Source organism: Allobaculum sp. (genome assembly GCF_047010065.1).
GTDB classification, from domain to species: Bacteria; Bacillota_I; Bacilli_A; order Erysipelotrichales; family Erysipelotrichaceae; genus Allobaculum; species Allobaculum fili.
Genome location: NZ_JBKXLD010000043.1, coordinates 1 through 18,164 on the forward strand (window position 1 = coordinate 1; position 18,164 = coordinate 18,164).

Here is an 18,164-nt window from a genome sequence, read left to right on the forward strand (position 1 = left end):
TGGTCGTCCACGCAAAAATCCGACCGTATAGTTTAGCTGATTGGGAAAGTTCTAATTAATGACAATTTTACATTTTTTATCCAATATGAATATTCTTTCATAGTATTCGAATTATGCCGCGGTTGTCATTTCGTATTTTAACTGCCGTTTATCTCAAAAAGATATACCTTTCGACTGAGTTGTTGCTTTCTAAGGAAAATGCAATAATGATACGGAATTTGCGATTCAAAAAAGATCAGAGAGATTCAAATCGAACCATCCATTCGGTCAGAAAAATATCTTACCCTTCTCAGGTTATGGTTCACTGACTTTTTCTCTCTGAATTCTTCCAGCTATTCATCCAGGAAAGATGATCCGCTTTTTGTAACGTCATCTGGATACCTATATAAAAAGGAGGGGCGCAATTCCTTTGATGTCCTGTTTTGACATCGGTATCCTTGCGCCATTCGTATGACTACTGATGAGAAAAATTTCGGAGCCCATACTCCATCTGACATGCCTGAACTTCCAAAAACACCAGATTCGGATCCGGCTTTGAACCATCAGAATCTGGAGGAAGCTTCCGCTCCTTCAAAATCCAGTCTGGCGGAAACCGAAAAATCAGCTTCCGATCCAGAACAGCCGCTTACAGCTCAAACGACAGACACGGCACAGGCAGCGGGTACGGGCCAGGCGGAGGATTCTGATCAGACAATGACTCCCGCATCCGGCGAAAAGAAGGCTGGTTTCTGGAAAACGAAAAAGCATTCGGATGAACCTGTAAAAAGTCAGGAAAAGGATCTGCCTGCTAAAGACGAAAGAAAAGAAAAAAAGTATCCGAAAAAAGCCGAGGAAACCAGTGCGCCGAAAATCCGACCAGAGAAAAAGAAAGACAAGCCAAAGAAAGCGGGCGACAAGCCAAAAAAGAACGGCTCGGATGAAGAAAGCTTCGCCGACGTGTTCAAACGTCACTACGCAATGACAAAAGACGAAAATTTTTCCCATCGTAAAAAGATGATCGCTTCCTTCATCATTCTTGGCGTTCTCAGCGTCCTTCTCATCGCTTCCCTGATCGCAATTCCTGTCCTGGGTGTGAATCTGTATACGCTTCAGGAAGAAAAGGCCAGCCTGCAAGGCGAACTTGCTTCCGTACAGAGCGATCTCTCGGACGCGAACAGCCGTAACGAAGAACTCGAATTTGGCCCAGCACGTCTTCTTCTCGATGCCAAAGCTCTGATGGGAGAAGAAAACTACGAAGAAGCCAAAAACACGCTGGAAGATCTGATCGAACAAAATCCGTCGACAGCGGAAGCAGAAGAAGCTCAGGATCTGATCGAAGAATGCGACGACCGTATTCAGGAACGAGAGGACAGCCTCAGCCGTCAGTCTTCCGAGCGCCAGTCCGAACAGAGTGAAGTTGGCTGTCCACTCAACGCAGTCGACGACTGATCGAGCCTGACAGCTGGTTTTCGATAATCAAAATAGAAGCGGAACATTGATAAAAACAATAAAAACAGATTCAGATATGTCCATGCACCTGCAGGACGATCTGAATCTGTTTTTTCGTTTATCGATTATTTTTTAAAGGATCCGCAAAAAGCGCTCGGCGATCGGCCTCTTCTAACATCTTTGTATCCGAGGGACAGAAGGTGTACTGATCAATTTCGTCCGGAGTGATCCAGGCGAAGGCCGGATGTTCCTTGCGTTCGAGCTGACCGCCAGTCTGTCTGCACTGAAAAAAGTGAAGATGAAGATTTCGATCTTCCAGACAGACGTCTGAAAATGGCCTGAGATCGCCGATCTGAATGCCCAGTTCTTCCTGGCACTCCCGCTTCAGGCAGTCTTCCAGACTCTCGCCCGGTTCCTGTTTGCCGCCGGGAAACTCCCATAAGCCGCCGCAGCTTTTATCGTCTGGTCTCTGGCAGATCAGAATTTTTCCATCTCTATGCAGGATAGCCGCCGTTACTTCAATCATATTTCATCTCTCCTGTCTCTCTGGCCACTTTCAAAGACATCCCTGTAGCATTGTCGATTGCAGGGATCAGACAGGCTCATCCTATCATGATTTTTCGGACTCCACAGAATTGCCTGGTAGTAAATCCTTGCTAGCTGCTTTTCCGTCACAATTAATGACGTATCCGTTGAATTTGGATGCACAGCTGCTAACCTGGAATCATGAATCAATTCAACTTGCTTAAAGCCGGGATGGAGAAGGCTTTTCTGGATGCCAAATGCAAGGCGAATCCAGATCTTGTCCCTTCCCTGCTTACCAATAATCCCAAAAAAGGACAGAAGGTATTCCTGGCGCTGGAAGCGGAACTTCAACGCTGTCAGGAATTCTGTTTCTCCGTAGCCTTTATTACCGAAAGCGGCCTGCAGCTGTTCAAGCCCGTTTTGCAGTATCTGGAACAGAAAGGAATTCCTGGACGGATTCTAACGACAGACTACCTTGCCTTCAGCGATCCCAAAGCCCTGAACACGCTTCTGGATCTGAAAAACATAGAGCTTCGCATGTACTGCTGCCAGAAACAGGAAAATCCTTCCGATTCCGTTGGCTTTCATACCAAAGGCTACTTTTTTGAAGAAGACGATCAGTGCTGCATGATTATCGGCTCATCCAACCTGACCGATGCAGCGCTCTGCACGAATGAGGAGTGGAACACGCGCCTGATCACCTCCAGAAAAGGCAGCTTTTATACGGAGTGCATGAATGCCTTTGAAAGCCTGTATACCAGTCCGCAGACCGTGCTTTACCGCGACTACGCCAGAGAGTACGAAGAAATCGTGCGGATTGCTTGCGCCAGCCATCCTTTCCAGCCGGTCCGTCAAGGGTTGAGTCATCCTTTTGATCTGCTTCCTGAGCCCAACGCCATGCAGGAAGATTTTGTCGAACGGCTTTCCGAGATGATTGAAGAGGGCAAGACGATAGCCTTGCTTGTTTCCGCTACCGGAACGGGAAAAACGTATGCGAGCGCCTTTGCGGTCCGCCAGCACCAGCCCGGCCGTGTCCTGTTTCTCGTCCATCGGGAAAAGATCGCTCGTCAGGCCATGGAGTCGTTTCGACGGGTTCTGGGCGATGAGGCGTATACGTATGGTTTGCTGAGCGGCAATTCCCATGATGTAAATGCTTCCTGCCTGTTTTCTACCGTACAGACGATGTCGAAGCCGGGAACGTATATGCAGTTTGGAAAGCACGCCTTTGACTGGATCATTGTCGATGAAGTTCATCATGCGGCGTCCAATACCTACCAGACGCTGTTTGAGTATTTCCGTCCAAAATTCTGGTTGGGCATGTCGGCCACACCGGAGCGAACCGACCGCAATAGCATTTATGAGCTGTTCGACTACAATGTCGCCTGCCGCATTACCCTGAGCGATGCGTTAGAACAAAACCTGCTCTGCCCGTTCCATTATTATGCGCTGGACGATCTTTCCGTCTCTGCAGACTATTCGATCGATTCCATCGATCCTAGAGACTTTCAGAAGCTGAAGGAAGAAGAGCGGGTGAAGCATATTCTCGCCCAGGCTCGCTATTACGGCTGGAGCGGCGATCGTGTCAAAGGACTGATCTTTGTCAGTACGATCGAAGAAGCTGAAAAGCTCAGTCATGCCCTGAATGCCCAGGGCCTTCAGACGCTGGCTCTTTCCAGCCGTGACTATTCGGAAGCGGAACGCGACGAAGCGATCGAACGGCTTTGTCAGGATCGCTACGATGAACATGCGCTCGATTATCTGATTACGGTCGGTATTTTCAATGAAGGCGTCGACATTCCGGAAGTGAATCAGGTCCTGCTTTTGCGCCCGACGCAGTCGGCGATTGTTTTCACGCAGCAGCTTGGCCGCGGCTTACGTAAATACAAAGGCAAGGAATTTGTGACCGTCCTCGATTTTGTCGGCCAATACAAGGAAAACTATCTGATTCCTGCTGCACTTTCCGGAGACAAGACGGGCAATAAAGATATGCTTCGCCGTTTTGTCTATGAAGGAAATCGAGAAATTCCCGGGATCAGTTCGGTTCATTTTTCACCGATCGCGCGCTCGCGGATTTTGCAGTCGATCGACTTGGCCCACATGAATTCCGCCGCTAAACTGGCGGAAGGCTACTTCGATCTGCGTCAGCAGCTCGGCCGGATCCCGCGCCTTGTGGATTTTGAACAGGCGCAGGGCATGGATCCTATGCTGATCTTCACCAATCCCACATATCGCTGCTATCCTGAATTTACAAGCCGTATGGAAAAGGACCGCACTCTTTTAACGCAGTATTCCGATCTTGAACTTGGCTTTTTGCAGTTTGTCTCCCGGTACTGGGCCAATGGAAAGCGAGCGCTCGAACTCTGGCTGCTGGAAAGTCTGGTTCATCACCAAAAGGACTGGCTTGAACATTTTCTTGCGGTTCTCGATGAGTATGGCATTCGGCTCAAAAAAGAAACCTGGAAAAATCTGAACCGTCAGTTTGAGATGAAGTGGCTGCTGCCGCAGACCCGAAACGATCTTCGTTCTAAAGGCATTGTCTTTCTTGAACGAAAGCCGTCGATTTCCGAAGAAGAAATTCTTATCCGACTCGTCAAAGCTGCTAGTCTTCCTCTGGAAGCACGCCAGGCTCTCTCCAGACAAATCGAACACGACTTTGAAATTGCACCCTCTTTTCTTCAGGCGCTTACTCATCCCGACTTTTACGATCAGCTGACGGATCTCATGGAATTTAGTCTGCTTCGCTGGAAAAACAAATATAGTAAGACGACGGACGGCACATGGTTCGATCTGTATCAGTCCTATACATATGCGGATGTTTTCCGCTTGCTCGATCTTCCCGTCTTTGAAAATGCGCAGAACGTCGGCGGATACAAGCTCTTTAAAGAACAGAATCTTCTCCCCGTCTTTATCAACTACCAGAAAGCGGAAGATCTGGCTCAAAGCCTTCAGTACGAAGACCATTTTGAATCGCCTTCCCGTCTGATCGCGTTCTCCAAAAACCGAAGAACGCTCGCTTCACCGGAAATTCGATCGCTTCAAAGCGAACATCCGCCAATGGTTCTTCTCTTTTTGCGAAAAAGCAATGACGACACGACCAAGGCGTTTTATTTCCTCGGGGAAATGAAACCGGATGGCCTGTTTGAGCAGACTACGATGGCCAACGATGCATCTGTCGTTAAAATCGGCTATCGTCTGCTGACCCCCTTGCGCGAGGATCTGTACGATTACTTTGTCAAAAGCTGATCCTCTGGTTAACGTATTCGCTTACTGCCTCAAATCATTTTTCATTCCGTTGAAAAAGGACGGGATTCGGTTTATGCCGTTCCCGTCCTTTCATTTGTATTGTTTGTCTGAACGGTATCCTGTTTTCATGAGCAAATGGAACCAGTCTGTTCGTTTTGTCCAATGCTTTTAAAGCTTAAGCAGCCGATCGAGGACCAGCTCAAAAGGAACCCCTTCAAAAGGCGGTGTATTTTCCTTTTGCGCCTGTCGCAGACAGATTCGAACAAAATCGCCAGCCTGTCGGACACTCTCCCCGAGAGAGCTGCCCTGCATAAGCAGACCGGCTGTTACCGCCGAGAAGACATCGCCGGTTCCGGGACGTCCAGCTCCTTCCCTGGCTGAGATGATTGGATCAAACTGTCCCGTTTTAAAATCGCAGACATAGTCTTCAATTTTTCCATCGCGTTCAATGCCGGAAATCACGACCTGATCCGGTCCAAGACGATGGAGCGCTTCGGCCAGCGCATGAATCTGTTTGCGATCGGGATGCGAATGATACGATTTGCCGCAAAGCAGAAAGGCTTCACTGAGATTGGGAAGAATCAGATCCGCCCGTCGGACCAGATTTCGCATCGCTTCTACTACGTGTTCGTTCAGACCGGAATACAGCTGCCCGTCATCGGCCATGGCCGGATCGACAACAAGAAACGGTTTCTGCTCCTTAAACCGATCCAGAAACGTCTGAATCTTATCGGCCTGTTTTTCATTGGCGATATAACCGCTTAAAACGGCGTCAAAAGAGACGTTTGCGGCTTTCCAGGTTTCCATCCAGGGATCAAGATCTTCGCTCAGATCGCGCAGCGTATACGCCGGATAAGCCGTATGACAGGAAAGGATGGAAGTCGGCATGAGCAGGCATTCCATGCGCAGAACGCTTAAGATCGGCAGCCAGACCGCCAGAGAACTGCGTCCAAAGCCGGAAAGATCATTGATGAGTACGATTTTCTTTTGCATGTTTTCCTTTCCTGCCGCAGCAGGCGGCAGCTATCAAATGCTCGTCTTTTAAACTTTTGGAACCGATGAATTTACCTGCGGTTTTCTTCAAACCCGGCATACACGTCTGTCCAGGCATTTTTTCGAGCCGGCTGATCGAGAGAAAGCTGCTGCAGATGCTGCGCCTGTTTAAGCCCGTCTTTCATAAAGCTGGAAAAGTCTTTCCGAACTCGGCTGGCGAGCAGTTCGCTTTTCGGATTTTGGATTTTTAATTTCTGATGGCGCAGACACGCGACCGCCTGTTCCTGATTCAGCCGTTCAAAGAACACTTCCATATCCGACAGGAACGTATCGAGCTCTTCCAAAGCCGAACTGCCTGTATCCGCGTCATACAGAATTCTGGCCTGATCGAGCGGCAGAACGCAGGAGTTCTTAAAATTCTGAATAGCGTAAATCTGATCTTTCATCGACAGTGAGAAATCGTCGAGACAGGCAAGAAAAACCAGAAACAGATGACAGAAATACGCATCGTCGGCACTGATGCCAGAAAGTTCGTACGGATTAAGATCGATCATGCGCAGTTCAATATGGCTGGCGCCAAGACTATTGAGCGCGTCGAGCGAATACGCTGAAGCCGGCTTAATGCGGACGGGATAATACAGTTCCCGCGGCGCTTTGAGCAGACCTTCTTCTACGTAATGCTCGATGGAAGACGTATAGCTTTGCATATCGGTGTAGTCAAACCACGGCGTAAAGAAATTCCAAAAGCCGTGGATGGAATTGCGCATGGAACTGAATCCAAAATAAAGCGGCTGGCCGCACGCAGATTCGTTCATCAGCGAACCATCAAAAACCGGCGACGCATTGAGCAGGGCATCAATGATCCATCCGTACCAGACCGCTTTCTGCGCCAGATCGAGATAAAACGCGTTGCGAAAAGACTTGTAGGAGTCAATTTCATGTCTTGTACCGGAATTGTGCTCAGAGTAGAGCGTGTATTCCCGTTTGAGCAGCGCGTCGGAAAACGAAAAATTGTAATGAATGCCGGAAAACAGCATTTTCATTTTTCCATAGCGGTCCGCCAGATAATGACGATATTCCGTCGAAGAAGACAGGCCGCTTTGCAGCATCGGTATGTCTTCCATCGAGGAAATCATCGGCGGGTTGGAAAACGGCCAGAGCGTCTCGCCCTGTTTGGCCAGAATGTTTTGCATGAGAACGGTCAGTTCTTCACATTCCCTGCGTGCGCTCTGCCAGTCCGGATAGACCGCGGTATTGATCTCTGTCTGGTTTTCCGCAAAGTCCTGCACAATTTTCGAGTGGGAAAACGGATGCAGGCTCTGTGCCATTTTTCCAGTTTTCGACTCGATTCGAAGACTTTCCTTTTCCAGACCGAACCCGCCCTCAAACAGATGGGATCGGACCTCTGCATCCTGCAGATGAATCTTCATAAAACTCCCCCTTTAAATCGAAGAATATCACACTCTACCGCCCTGAACTGGGCGGTGTTAAAAGATCGAAAACAGATCTACGGGTCAAACTCTCGATTTCCGTATGAAACAGAAAAAGGAAGAAGTTGCTTCCCTCTTCCTCTTTAGTAGATTTCTTCAATTTTAACAGGACCATGCAGATTGCGGACCGCTCCCTGCCCGGCAACTGGCATGCCGATTTCATACAGGTTTTCATACTGGGAATAGCCGCCGTAGTAGAGAATTACTTCGTTCCACGGTTCATGGTAGCAGAGGCCTTCAATGCCGCCCGGCGCAATAGGAGCGCCGAATGTGGAGAGTTTTTTAGGCGGAACAAAGGACATCTCCGAAGAACCGATTTGATTGAGAATTACCGTCAGCGGAAGCATGCGTTCGAGGGCATGACCAAGCTCGCTGTCATGGATTTCATAGGTGACGTCATTTCCATAGCTGTCTGAAAACTTGAATTTCATCATTAATCATCCTTTTCATTTTAAAGTCATGGACTTGTTTTCTTATTCTTTGTCTATTTTAGACTTTCGCCTGTCTTTGGCAACCTCCCGTTCATTATCGATCGCCGATTTGGCTGGACAGACGGCTATTTTGCCTTCCTGAAGGCATCGAATGTCTTCCCGGCTCCAGCGTTCCTTACCCTGAACGCAGAGATTGGAATGTTTTCCCTGTTTATAGCGTACCGGATAGGCTGGCGGGCAGACAACAGTAGAGCCCGGTTCCACATTCCGGATGACAATCGCGCCGGCACCAACTTTGGCGTCCTTTCCGATCGTAATATTTCCGAGAATTTTGGCACCGGCGCCAATCAGAACGCCGTCTTCGACGGTGGGATGACGCTTTCCTTTATCTTTTCCCGTACCGCCCAGGGTGACGCCCTGATAAATTTTCACATCGTCGCCGATAATGCAGGTTTCGCCGATGACTACGCCGCTGCCATGATCAATAAAGAAGCGCTTGCCGATCTGGGCCCCGGGATGGATATCGATTCCCGTTTTCTGCTGCGCACGCAGGGACATCCAGCGCGCCAGAACATAATGTTTTTTCTGATACAGCCGATGGGTTCTGTACCAGGTTTTGATCGCCCGATAACCGGGCATCCTCAGGATTTCGAGTTTGGAATTTAAGGAAGGGTCAAGAGCCATGAAGCATTCCTGCTCTTCCTTGATAAACGCGCGATATCCCATAAAATCATCCTTTCCAGTCAACAGATTCAATTTTAATCAAAAAAACAGGCACCTGCCTAATCAACGGCCTGTTCCCTTCCCCAACTTGTCGATTTTGAATGAAAATCCATGAAACCCGTTGGCATATCGTGTAAGCAAGCCTCGTTTTTCACCAAAGCGGCAAATAAAACCGATCCGGCAGGACTTTTCCAAGACTAGAGGATGAAACCGTCCATGGCAAGATGCATTTTGAAGAAAATCGACAGGATATCGCCAAGCCATGGCAAGGGACAGAGATTTAGTGCGGTCATCATCGAGCATCACACATTCCTCTTCGTTTTTAAATTGCCGTGAAGTTTCATCCGGCCAAAAGAAAACAGCGGACCGTTTTTGCGGGCGGTCCGCTGTGGATCAACGAGATTCAATAGTCAGACGTATGGGTCTTCAGACACGCTGGTCAGGAAATCCAGCATCTGGAATCATCGAAAGGATCTTATTTGGAATGCTTGATTGCAGCCTGAGCAGCAGCCAGACGGGCAATTGGTACGCGGAACGGCGAGCAGGAAACGTAGTTCAGGCCGAGTCCGTCTACAAATTCGATGGAGGCTGGATCGCCGCCGTGTTCACCGCAGACACCAAGCTTGATGTCCGGACGGGTAGCGCGGCCGCGTTCTGCAGCAATCTTGATCAGTTCGCCGACACCAGTCTGGTCGAGTTTGGCAAACGGATCGTTTTCGTAAATCTTGGCTTCTGCATATTTTGGCAGGAAGTTTCCAGCGTCATCGCGGGAGAAACCGAAGGTCAGCTGGGTCAGGTCGTTTGTACCGAAGGAGAAGAATTCCGCTTCTTTAGCGAGTTCTCCAGCCTGGAGAGCCGCACGGGGTACTTCGATCATCGTACCAACATGGTATTCCATATCCACGCCTTCTTCAGCCAGGATTTCTTTTGCGGTATCATCAACGATCTTCTTCACGTATTTCAGTTCTTTCAGATCGCCGATCAGCGGGAGCATAATTTCAGGAACGATGTTCCATTCCGGATGTTTCTTGTTTACATTGATTGCAGCACGGATAACGGCTTCGGTCTGCATTCTGGCAATGCCAGGGTTGGAGACAGCCAGACGGCTTCCGCGATGACCCATCATCGGGTTCACTTCGTGCAGTCCGTCAACAACCGCCTGAAGTTCATCGGCTTCCATGCCCATTTCAGCAGCCAGTTCAGCCACTTCTTCGGCTTTGTGCGGGAGGAATTCATGCAGAGGCGGATCGAGGTAACGGATGGTGACTGGACGGCCTTCCATCGCTTCGTAAATGCCTTCGAAGTCTTCCTGCTGGAGCGGTTCGATTTTCGCGAGGGCCGCTTCCATCTGTTCCGGAGTCTTGGCAACGATCATTTCACGGATGGATTTGATCTTGTCGCCGTCAAAGAACATATGTTCGGTACGAACGAGACCGATGCCTTCTGCGCCGAAGCTTACAGCCTGTGCAGCGTCACGCGGAGTGTCGGCATTGGTGCGGATTTTCAGACGGCGTCTTTCATCGGCCCACTTCATGAAGCGGTCGAAGTCGCCGGAAATTTCAGCTGGTACGGTCGGGATGGCTCCGCCGTATACTTTACCGGTCGAACCGTCGAGGGAAATGAAGTCGCCGCGCTTGAAAGTCTGGCCGTTAACGGTGAACTGACCGTTTGGCTCATCCATTTCAATTTCGCCGGCGCCGGATACGCAGCAGGCACCCATTCCGCGGGCAACAACGGCTGCGTGGGAAGTCATGCCGCCACGAACGGTAAGGATACCTTCCGCAGCTGCCATACCCTGAATGTCTTCTGGAGAAGTTTCGAGACGGACAAGAACAACTTTCTTGCCGTTGGCAGCTTCTACGATCGCTTCTTCTGCAGTGAAGACGATCTGACCGCAGGCAGCACCAGGAGAAGCAGGCAGCGCTGTCGTTACGGCTTCAGCTTCTTTCAGAGCGTCGGCGTCAAACATCGGGTGAAGCAGAGAATCAAGCTGCTGCGGTTCTACCATCAGCAGGGCTTCATCGGTGTTGATCATGCCTTCGTCAACCATGTCGCAGGCAATTTTCAGAGCGGCCTGAGCGGTACGTTTACCATTACGGGTCTGGAGCATGAAGAGTTTTCCGTTTTCAATGGTGAACTCCATGTCCTGCATGTTTTTGTAATGATGTTCAAGAGTGTCACAGATCTTAACGAACTGTTCGTAAGCTTCCGGAGCAATCTCCTTCAGCTGGTCAATTTTATTTGGAGTACGAACGCCGGCAACAACGTCTTCGCCCTGTGCGTTCATCAGGAATTCGCCGTACAGCTTTCTTTCGCCGGTAGCCGGGTTGCGGGTAAAGGCTACGCCAGTGCCGCAGTCGTTGCCCATGTTGCCGAATACCATCATCTGTACGTTAACCGCAGTTCCCCAGCTCGACGGGATGTCGTTCTGTTTGCGGTAGTAAATCGCACGTTCATTGTTCCAGGAACGGAATACGGCTTCAATGGCTTCCATCATCTGATCTTTTGGATCGGTCGGGAAGTCGGTACCGAGTTCTTCACGGTAGAACGCCTTAAAGCGTTTTACGAGTTCCTTCATATCTTCAGCGTCGAGATCAAGATCGTTTTTAACGCCCTTTTCTTTCTTGACTTCGTCGATGATTTCTTCGAAACGTTTTTTGGAAAGTCCTTTAACTACGTCTGCGAACATCTGAATAAAGCGGCGGTAAGAGTCGTAGGCAAAGCGGGGATTTCCAGTTTTTGCAGCAATAACTTCAGCAACGGTATCGTTGATGCCCAGGTTCAGGATGGTGTCCATCATGCCCGGCATGGAAGCCCGTGCACCGGAGCGTACCGAAACAAGCAGCGGGTTTTCGGAATCGCCGAATTTTTTACCGGTTTCTTTTTCCAGGTTTTCCAGAGTAGCAAAGATCTGCGCCTTGATTTCGTCGTTAATCTTTTCCCCATCGTCATAATACTTGTTGCAGGCTTCTGTCGTGATGGTGAAACCGTTGGGGACGGGCATGCCAAGCTTGCTCATTTCCGCAAGGTTGGCACCTTTTCCGCCAAGCAGTTCACGCATACCGGCATCGCCTTCAATAAAGCGATACACATATTTGGTATCCATGCGTTTCCTCCTTGTTAAAATCTCATACTTCATTATTTTACAAGGTTTTTCGGGAATGGAAACATCCTCATTGCAATCGCTTACACAATCTTCAAGCGAAATGACCACAAACGCGGCAGGTTTTAAAACGGCCGGACAGACGTCCTTCAGCTTGCATTTCCTGTTGCATCTGGCGAACGAATCCAAGGTGTAAAGCTCCTCAGCGAGCTCTTTTTCGTCCGGTGAAAAAAGAAGAAACGGTCTTGGAATCAGAGACGGAGAAGAAATAATCTTTTCGGGATTTTTATCGCATACGTCAGCGATCATCTTTATATAGGGCAGATTTTCTTTTTCATCAAGAAGCAGCGAATAGAGAGGCTTCTGCGTAAACGGAATGTCCTTTTCCTTGAGCAGCAGGCGGGCCGCACGCGTTCGGGCGCATCCAGGAACGGTAAGCAGTACAGGCACAGTTCATCTTCCTTTCGAGATCTAGAGTCGATCCTGCAGAACGGGGATCGGGTCAAAAAAGCCCGAATTGCTTCAGACTCTTTAGGGTTTCCTTTCTGCGGGGAAACGTCTAAAGTGTAATAAATGATGAAAAAAATGTCATAAACTCGAAGAACCGAATGACACAATTTTCGCAATAAGGAGAATTTCATGAAGAGAATGCTCAGCGGAATCAAGCCGACCGGACGTCTGACTTTAGGCAACTACATCGGCGCCATCCGCGAATTTGTTAAGTATCAGGATGAATACGAAATGTTCATTTTCATCGCTAACCAGCACGCACTGACCATCCCGATTAAGGCGGCGGAACTGCGCCGCAACACGAAGGATCTGATCGCCATTTACCTGGCGGCCGGTCTCGATCCCAAAAAGGTTACCCTCTTTTTGCAGAGCGATGTTCCCGCCCACGCCCAGCTTGGCTGGATCATGACGTGCCTGTCCGGTTATGGCGAACTGCAGCGGATGACACAGTTCAAGGATAAAATGGCCAAGCAGGAAACCGGCATTACCGCAGGTCTGTTTACGTACCCGTCTTTAATGGCAGCCGATATTCTGCTTTACGATCCGGAATACGTACCGGTATGTCAGGATCAGCAGCAGCATGTGGAACTGACCCGCGACCTGGCGGAACGCTTCAACAAGCGCTATTCGGATACATTCACCATTCCAGAACCGCTCGTAACCAAAGTCGGTGCCAAAATTTACGACCTGCAAAACCCGACGAAGAAAATGTCCAAGTCCGAATCTTCGCCAAAAGGCGTAATCGACCTGCTCGACGATCCGAAATCCGCCCGCAACAAAATCAAGGGCGCCGTTACCGATTCCTTAGGCCATGTCGCCTTTGATCCGGAAAACCAGCCCGGCGTCTCCAACCTGCTGACCATTCTTTCCGCGCTCAGCGGCGAATCTATCGATTCCATTGTCGCCCGCTACGAAGGCAAGGGCTACGGCGATCTGAAAGAAGAAACCGGCCAGGCCGTTCATGACTTTCTGACCGCTCTGCAGGCCAAATACAAGGAAATTCTTGCCGAAGGCAAAGTGGATGCCATTCTCAAGGAAGGGGCAGAACGCGCCAGCAGAATCGCCAACAAGAAAATTTCCAAAGTGTACCGCAAAGTCGGTCTGAGTCTTTAATTCGACTTTAGAAAAAACTTCTTAAGACCTGATTTCTAATCCAAAATAAAGGCCTCACGTCTCCTTTTGAAAGAGACGTGAGGCCTTTTGTGCTCTATTTGCGATAGGTAGGGTGCAGACCAAGTTTTTGACACCCAGATAAATCCCATCTGCATCCTTTGTTCAGACGGTCGGCATCATTTTCAAACCGGCTCTTTAGTCTACGCCAGGCTGTTCTTCGCAAACCCGATCTGGATTACTGGGCGATCGCCAGCAGGCTCTGGGTAATGTGCAGATAGGCTTCGGTCCAGTATTTGGTTTCTGCGGCGCTCCATCCATCGCTTCCCGATTCAAATCCGTCGAGCTTGTCATCCATGTCGGCGACTTTCGTCGTCCAGTTCGCCATTTCCAGAAGCAGTCCCATATCGCCCGGATTTTGCATGTAGCGTTTCATGAAGTCGACATACTCGTCATAAAACTTCACATAAGCGTCGACCACTTCCTTAAACTCCGGACGAATGCCGTCGGAAGCCGGCTGTTGGGCAGGTTCCTCTTTAGCGGGAGCGGGCTGAGGAGCCGGTTCCGGTTTTTTTTCAGCGACCGGCGTTTCTTCAACCGGCTTTTCCGATGGCGCAGCTTCCTTTTTGCTTTCGCTTGCGATCGATGAAATCGCAGAAGATTCTGTAATGCTTGTTTTTGCTGCTTTTTTACTGGAAGATCCGCACGCTCCAAGGACCATACTGGTGGCGAGTGCTGCCATCAGCAGCGCATTTCGTTTTTTCATATGTGTTCCCTTTCTTTTTCGATCTTTTTCGTTTCTGATCTTTTTTTCTATGAATGGATGGGCCAACGATTTTCAAAACTGTTCGGCTTCTTCACTGGATCCATTTTCAAAATCTCTGCATTTTCATTCCGACTTTTTCTGCTTCCGTATCTCGTTTTTTCCTTTTCTGCTCGGATGAATGCTCCAGCGCAGACTGGCATCACCCGGGCGTATGGAGTAAACGGCCTAATCGGCCGGGAACTGGATCCAAAATTTGCCTGTAAGAAAAACGAACCGGCGAATCGTTCGAAATCGCCGGTTCGTACTCTGGACTGGATCCGTATTCCGTAAGTTTTTCTGTACTGCGCTTACTCCTCCGCGCTCTGGATCGGCTTCATCTTCAGCCAGAGTTCGAGCTCCCGGCCTGCCTGACCGAGATCTTTCATACGCTGACTGCTTTCCTTTAGAAACTCCGCTTCTTCCGCGGTGATCGACTTGGCGGCTCCGAGCTGCAGCAGGCGCTGACGGTCGCCTTCGAGCTGGGTATACGCAAGTTCGGCATGAACGATGATCTGAGCCAGTGAATAAAGTTCCACCGCTTTGTCATATTTCTGGCCAATAGCGCAATGCATGGCGCAATGGCAGCTGGAGAGCGTGTAATCGCCGTACGCTTCCTCCATGGCCAGAACATCGCGCGGATCGATCGCCGATTTGTTTCGTTCCATTTTTTCAAGCTGATTTTCGGAGAGATAGACGATTTTTTCTGACGCTTGCTTCCGGGTAAGCCCGGCCTTTTCGCGCGATTTCTGGTAAATGCTTTTCTGACTACGCAAAGATTTTCTTCCCATGAGCTGACTGGCGTCCCTTTGGGACGCACTCCCTTCCAGGAAGCGCATCCGCAATGGACCCGTATTCAGCTGATTCTTTTTTGAAAAGGCACATCGCCCATGGCTTCCATTAAAGGGGCCGCAAATTTTGCGAGATGCCTTTATGAGTGCTCCAATGAAAAACGAACGAGTTTTCGTTCGTGCATCCTTGAACAAGTTCATCGTATCAATCTAAATTTGTTAAATATACATTCAAAACGGCGATTTCCTGATTGGTTTTCGCCTTTTTTGGCGGATTTATTTCCTGTCTCTGCTGTTCGGCTCGATCCAAAACGCGTTAAAAGTACCCTATGTCGTACAAAAACTCAGGGGTTAAGGAAGAAAAGCTGATCACCAGCCAATCCTTTCTTGAGCGGAACGGCTTCTAAGCGCCAATGAAAAAAGGACTCCAGCCTGATCTGGCTAGAGTCCCTGAATTTCTGTTCTATTCTGGCAAAAGCGATCCCTGGGGAGGCTTTTGCATAGTTTATTCGTTGTTGAGTTCCCAGCGGCTTTGCGCTTTGACGCAGAGCGTCTTGTACGGTCTGGCCGCAAAAGCCAGATACCCGCTGACAATTTCTTCAGCCGGTTTGGCCTCGCACGCGATCAGGCCGCCGTTACCGGCACCGTCTTCGGCGCGTTCAAATTCAATCTCACGACAGGATACGTTCGCTTCCCCAAGCTGTGCCCCCATCGCGGATGCCCGTTTTGACGCCATACGCAGTGCTTCGTCTTCGAGCGCCGCAAACGTCTCTTCGGTTTTATCGCAGGAAAAGGACAGAGAGATTTCGACCGGGAAGGAAGCGGCTGTGATGATTTGCCACAGGCGGCAGAGCTGTTCATGATCAAATCGCCCGCGTACTTTCAGCTTCGCCATCGCCCGCTGTTTCGGCGGATTATCCTGGGCGGCTGAATCGATATCGCATAGGCTGAATGAATTCGGATCAATGCCTGCGTTCTCCATAGAAGCCATCAGCTGATCGCTGCACTCCTGCAGACGGTGCAGACTGGCCTGCATGGAAAGCCCTTCGCACTTAATCGTGAGCGAAATTTCCATGCTGTCGCAGACCAGCGTCTTCTGCGCTTCCGTCTTCAAAACAACACTCGTCATAGATTTTCTCCTTCAGATCAAGAGGTGTGATCCTGTTTCATACATCTTAAAGGATTATGAAAACTCTTTCAATCCTTTAGGTAAAGGTGAATAAATCCATTCGTGTTATTTTCGGAAAATTTCTTTCCCTCTTTTCATGCGAAATCGGTTTTTCAAAATAGAAAGACAATATGGATGCGTATTTCCCTTACCGTTGCGGGATCCCTCTACTTCTGCGAATTTACGCGCTGCGCAACGAGTTCCTTGAAAATATCTCCGCGCTGCTCGTAGCTTTTGAACTGATCAAATGAGGAAGTCGCCGGACAGAGCAGAATGACTTCACCTTCTCTGGCATTCGCCAGTGCCGCATCGAGTGCTTCTTCCATCGTTTCCAGTACTACGGTGTTTGAGAAAATATCCGGGAACTTCGGTCCGATCTGTCCAAAGGCGTAGCACTTCGCGATCACCGAATCGTATTCCTTTAAAACGGAGTAGTCGATTCCCTTGTCCTTGCCGCCTGCAAGCAGATGAACGCCGCCTTTAAAACTGGAGAGCGCCGCGATAGCGGAATGGGTATTGGTCGCCTTGGAGTCGTTATAAATGCGAACGCCATTGAGTGTATCTACATATTCAATACGGTGTTCAACGCCTTTGAATGTCTGGATGACGTCTTCAATATCTTCCTGCTTCACGCCCATCAAATAAGCCATGGCAGCGGCCATCATCGCATTGCCCAGGTTGAAATCGCCGACCAGTTTGAGATCGGCCGCGGTAAACAGCCGGGTGCCCTGAAGACAGACTTCCCCGTCTTTTACACAGAGATCCGCATCGGGATTCGTAAGCGAAAAATCAATCACCTGACAGGGAATGTTTCTGGCATACTGCATGATCGTTTCATCATCGATGTTACGGATGAAATAATCGTCCATCGTGCAGTTTTCGTAAATGCGGAATTTGGAAGCGTAGTACGCGTCCAGACTGTCCATGTAATCGAGATGGTCCGGCGCCAGATTGGAAACGACCGATACGTGCGGACGGAACGTATCGATGCCCAGCAGCTGGAAGTTGCTCAGTTCCAGTGCGATTTTTGCGGGTTTGTCCTTCAGTTCGAGAGCACATTCAGAAAGCGGAATACCGATGTTTCCAGCCGCACGCGCGTTCGGATCGGCCTTTTTCAGCATTTCGTAAAGAATGGTCGTAATCGTCGTCTTGCCGTCCGTTCCCGTTACCGCCGCGTATTCAAGGTTTTTTGCGATGCGATACGCAGTTTCGATTTCGGTATAGACCGGTACGCCGGCTTCGACAAAATACTTCACCAGCGGTGCTCGATACGGGATACCCGGATTTTTCACGACGAAAAGATAGTCTGTATTTTTCAGAAATTCAGGATGACCGCCGTCGTAGACGCGGATCCCCTCCTGTTCGAGTTCGTTCTTTTCAGGAACTTCCTTCATATCCGTGAGGATCACATCGTATCCGTTTTGGTTCAGTAACCGAGCGCCGGCTATGCCCGAACGGGCGGCGCCAATGACAAGGACAGGTGCTGCCATGCTTTTCTCCTTTACGCATCGGCCAGGCTTTCGTTTCGGCCGATTTTCTTCTGCTTTTCCAAAGAGACTGGTCTCTCTTTGTATTCGTTTTGCTCCAGACCGTATTGCTCATGCTGCATCTAGCTCTCGCTTTACGAGGTGAAGGCAAGCTGGCCTTTACGGTATTCAGGCAAAAATCTAAAACTTCAATATCTAAATTCGTTTAATTCGGTTTTGATTGTATCGCTTTTGTGCGCCATACGCGAAACTCTAAAGCTTTTCGCCGAGTTTCAAAAGAATCAATCCGACCAGATTCGGCGATATATGTAAGTGTCAAACAATCGACGGGTATACGCGAGACTGAATATTAGATACGCT

General features: G+C 49.4%; 14 protein-coding genes. 3 read left to right on the top strand and 11 right to left on the bottom strand.

Annotation, left to right across the window (positions count from 1 at the left end; translation table 11 throughout):
* Positions 1–693 precede the first annotated feature (693 nt).
* Positions 694–1,428 carry a hypothetical protein gene (locus tag ACLUYS_RS05310; RefSeq protein ID WP_412659316.1) on the top strand — a complete coding sequence of 245 codons (735 nt, stop codon included), beginning with the start codon at positions 694–696 and terminating at the stop codon, positions 1,426–1,428.
* 118 nt (positions 1,429–1,546) lie between these two features.
* On the opposite strand, the gene ACLUYS_RS05315 is transcribed toward ACLUYS_RS05310, so the two are convergent.
* Positions 1,547–1,954, bottom strand: coding sequence for a (deoxy)nucleoside triphosphate pyrophosphohydrolase (locus ACLUYS_RS05315; protein ID WP_230267682.1), 408 nt, complete (start codon positions 1,952–1,954; stop codon positions 1,547–1,549).
* Positions 1,955–2,154: 200 nt separating this feature from the next.
* Between ACLUYS_RS05315 and ACLUYS_RS05320 the strand changes: the two genes are divergently transcribed.
* Complete coding sequence (locus tag ACLUYS_RS05320; protein ID WP_412659317.1) at positions 2,155–5,196, top strand: DEAD/DEAH box helicase; 3,042 nt, start codon at positions 2,155–2,157, stop codon at positions 5,194–5,196.
* 168 nt (positions 5,197–5,364) lie between these two features.
* On the opposite strand, the gene ACLUYS_RS05325 is transcribed toward ACLUYS_RS05320, so the two are convergent.
* The 6 genes from ACLUYS_RS05325 to ppdK form a co-directional block, all read right to left on the bottom strand.
* Positions 5,365–6,189 (bottom strand): pyridoxamine kinase, encoded by an 825-nt coding sequence (locus ACLUYS_RS05325; RefSeq protein WP_230267684.1) that lies wholly within the window; start codon positions 6,187–6,189, stop codon positions 5,365–5,367.
* Positions 6,190–6,260: 71 nt separating this feature from the next.
* Complete coding sequence (locus tag ACLUYS_RS05330; protein WP_412659318.1) at positions 6,261–7,619, bottom strand: hypothetical protein; 1,359 nt, start codon at positions 7,617–7,619, stop codon at positions 6,261–6,263.
* A 143-nt stretch (positions 7,620–7,762) separates the two neighbouring features.
* On the bottom strand, positions 7,763–8,110 hold the full coding sequence (locus tag ACLUYS_RS05335; RefSeq protein ID WP_412659319.1) for a cyclophilin-like fold protein: 348 nt from the start codon (positions 8,108–8,110) through the stop codon (positions 7,763–7,765).
* Positions 8,111–8,152: 42 nt separating this feature from the next.
* A complete protein-coding gene (gene epsC / locus ACLUYS_RS05340; RefSeq protein WP_230267687.1) occupies positions 8,153–8,836 on the bottom strand; it encodes a serine O-acetyltransferase EpsC in 684 nt (227 codons plus the stop codon).
* A 60-nt stretch (positions 8,837–8,896) separates the two neighbouring features.
* Positions 8,897–9,136, bottom strand: coding sequence for a hypothetical protein (locus tag ACLUYS_RS05345; RefSeq protein ID WP_412659320.1), 240 nt, complete (start codon positions 9,134–9,136; stop codon positions 8,897–8,899).
* Between the two features lie 172 nt (positions 9,137–9,308).
* A complete protein-coding gene (gene ppdK, locus ACLUYS_RS05350; RefSeq protein WP_412659324.1) occupies positions 9,309–11,939 on the bottom strand; it encodes a pyruvate, phosphate dikinase in 2,631 nt (876 codons plus the stop codon).
* Positions 11,940–12,575: 636 nt separating this feature from the next.
* Here ppdK and trpS point away from each other — a divergent pair.
* Positions 12,576–13,559 (top strand): tryptophan--tRNA ligase, encoded by a 984-nt coding sequence (gene trpS, locus ACLUYS_RS05355; RefSeq protein ID WP_412659321.1) that lies wholly within the window; start codon positions 12,576–12,578, stop codon positions 13,557–13,559.
* Positions 13,560–13,794: 235 nt separating this feature from the next.
* On the opposite strand, the gene ACLUYS_RS05360 is transcribed toward trpS, so the two are convergent.
* The 4 genes from ACLUYS_RS05360 to murD all read right to left on the bottom strand — a co-directional run bounded on the left by ACLUYS_RS05360 (position 13,795) and on the right by murD (position 17,807).
* Positions 13,795–14,322 carry a DUF6591 domain-containing protein gene (locus ACLUYS_RS05360; protein WP_412659322.1) on the bottom strand — a complete coding sequence of 176 codons (528 nt, stop codon included), beginning with the start codon at positions 14,320–14,322 and terminating at the stop codon, positions 13,795–13,797.
* A 347-nt stretch (positions 14,323–14,669) separates the two neighbouring features.
* A complete protein-coding gene (locus ACLUYS_RS05365; RefSeq protein ID WP_353935209.1) occupies positions 14,670–15,350 on the bottom strand; it encodes a helix-turn-helix domain-containing protein in 681 nt (226 codons plus the stop codon).
* 304 nt (positions 15,351–15,654) lie between these two features.
* Entirely contained in the window at positions 15,655–16,278 is a 624-nt protein-coding gene (locus ACLUYS_RS05370) for an SIMPL domain-containing protein (RefSeq protein ID WP_288339576.1), read from the bottom strand.
* A 206-nt stretch (positions 16,279–16,484) separates the two neighbouring features.
* The gene (gene murD, locus ACLUYS_RS05375) at positions 16,485–17,807 is read right to left on the bottom strand and encodes a UDP-N-acetylmuramoyl-L-alanine--D-glutamate ligase (protein WP_412659323.1); all 1,323 of its coding nucleotides are present in this window, start codon (positions 17,805–17,807) and stop codon (positions 16,485–16,487) included.
* Positions 17,808–18,164: the final 357 nt, after the last annotated feature.

Bases quoted from the DNA above. Each gene is read 5' to 3' on its own strand.
- ACLUYS_RS05310 (WP_412659316.1), top strand. From the start codon at position 694: ATGACTCCCGCATCCGGCGAAAAGAAGGCTGGTTTCTGGAAAACGAAA.
- ACLUYS_RS05315 (WP_230267682.1), bottom strand. From the start codon at position 1,954: ATGATTGAAGTAACGGCGGCTATCCTGCATAGAGATGGAAAAATTCTG.
- ACLUYS_RS05320 (WP_412659317.1), top strand. From the start codon at position 2,155: ATGAATCAATTCAACTTGCTTAAAGCCGGGATGGAGAAGGCTTTTCTG.
- ACLUYS_RS05325 (WP_230267684.1), bottom strand. From the start codon at position 6,189: ATGCAAAAGAAAATCGTACTCATCAATGATCTTTCCGGCTTTGGACGC.
- ACLUYS_RS05330 (WP_412659318.1), bottom strand. From the start codon at position 7,619: ATGAAGATTCATCTGCAGGATGCAGAGGTCCGATCCCATCTGTTTGAG.
- ACLUYS_RS05335 (WP_412659319.1), bottom strand. From the start codon at position 8,110: ATGAAATTCAAGTTTTCAGACAGCTATGGAAATGACGTCACCTATGAA.
- epsC (WP_230267687.1), bottom strand. From the start codon at position 8,836: ATGGGATATCGCGCGTTTATCAAGGAAGAGCAGGAATGCTTCATGGCT.
- ACLUYS_RS05345 (WP_412659320.1), bottom strand. From the start codon at position 9,136: ATGCTCGATGATGACCGCACTAAATCTCTGTCCCTTGCCATGGCTTGG.
- ppdK (WP_412659324.1), bottom strand. From the start codon at position 11,939: ATGGATACCAAATATGTGTATCGCTTTATTGAAGGCGATGCCGGTATG.
- trpS (WP_412659321.1), top strand. From the start codon at position 12,576: ATGAAGAGAATGCTCAGCGGAATCAAGCCGACCGGACGTCTGACTTTA.
- ACLUYS_RS05360 (WP_412659322.1), bottom strand. From the start codon at position 14,322: ATGAAAAAACGAAATGCGCTGCTGATGGCAGCACTCGCCACCAGTATG.
- ACLUYS_RS05365 (WP_353935209.1), bottom strand. From the start codon at position 15,350: ATGAACTTGTTCAAGGATGCACGAACGAAAACTCGTTCGTTTTTCATT.
- ACLUYS_RS05370 (WP_288339576.1), bottom strand. From the start codon at position 16,278: ATGACGAGTGTTGTTTTGAAGACGGAAGCGCAGAAGACGCTGGTCTGC.
- murD (WP_412659323.1), bottom strand. From the start codon at position 17,807: ATGGCAGCACCTGTCCTTGTCATTGGCGCCGCCCGTTCGGGCATAGCC.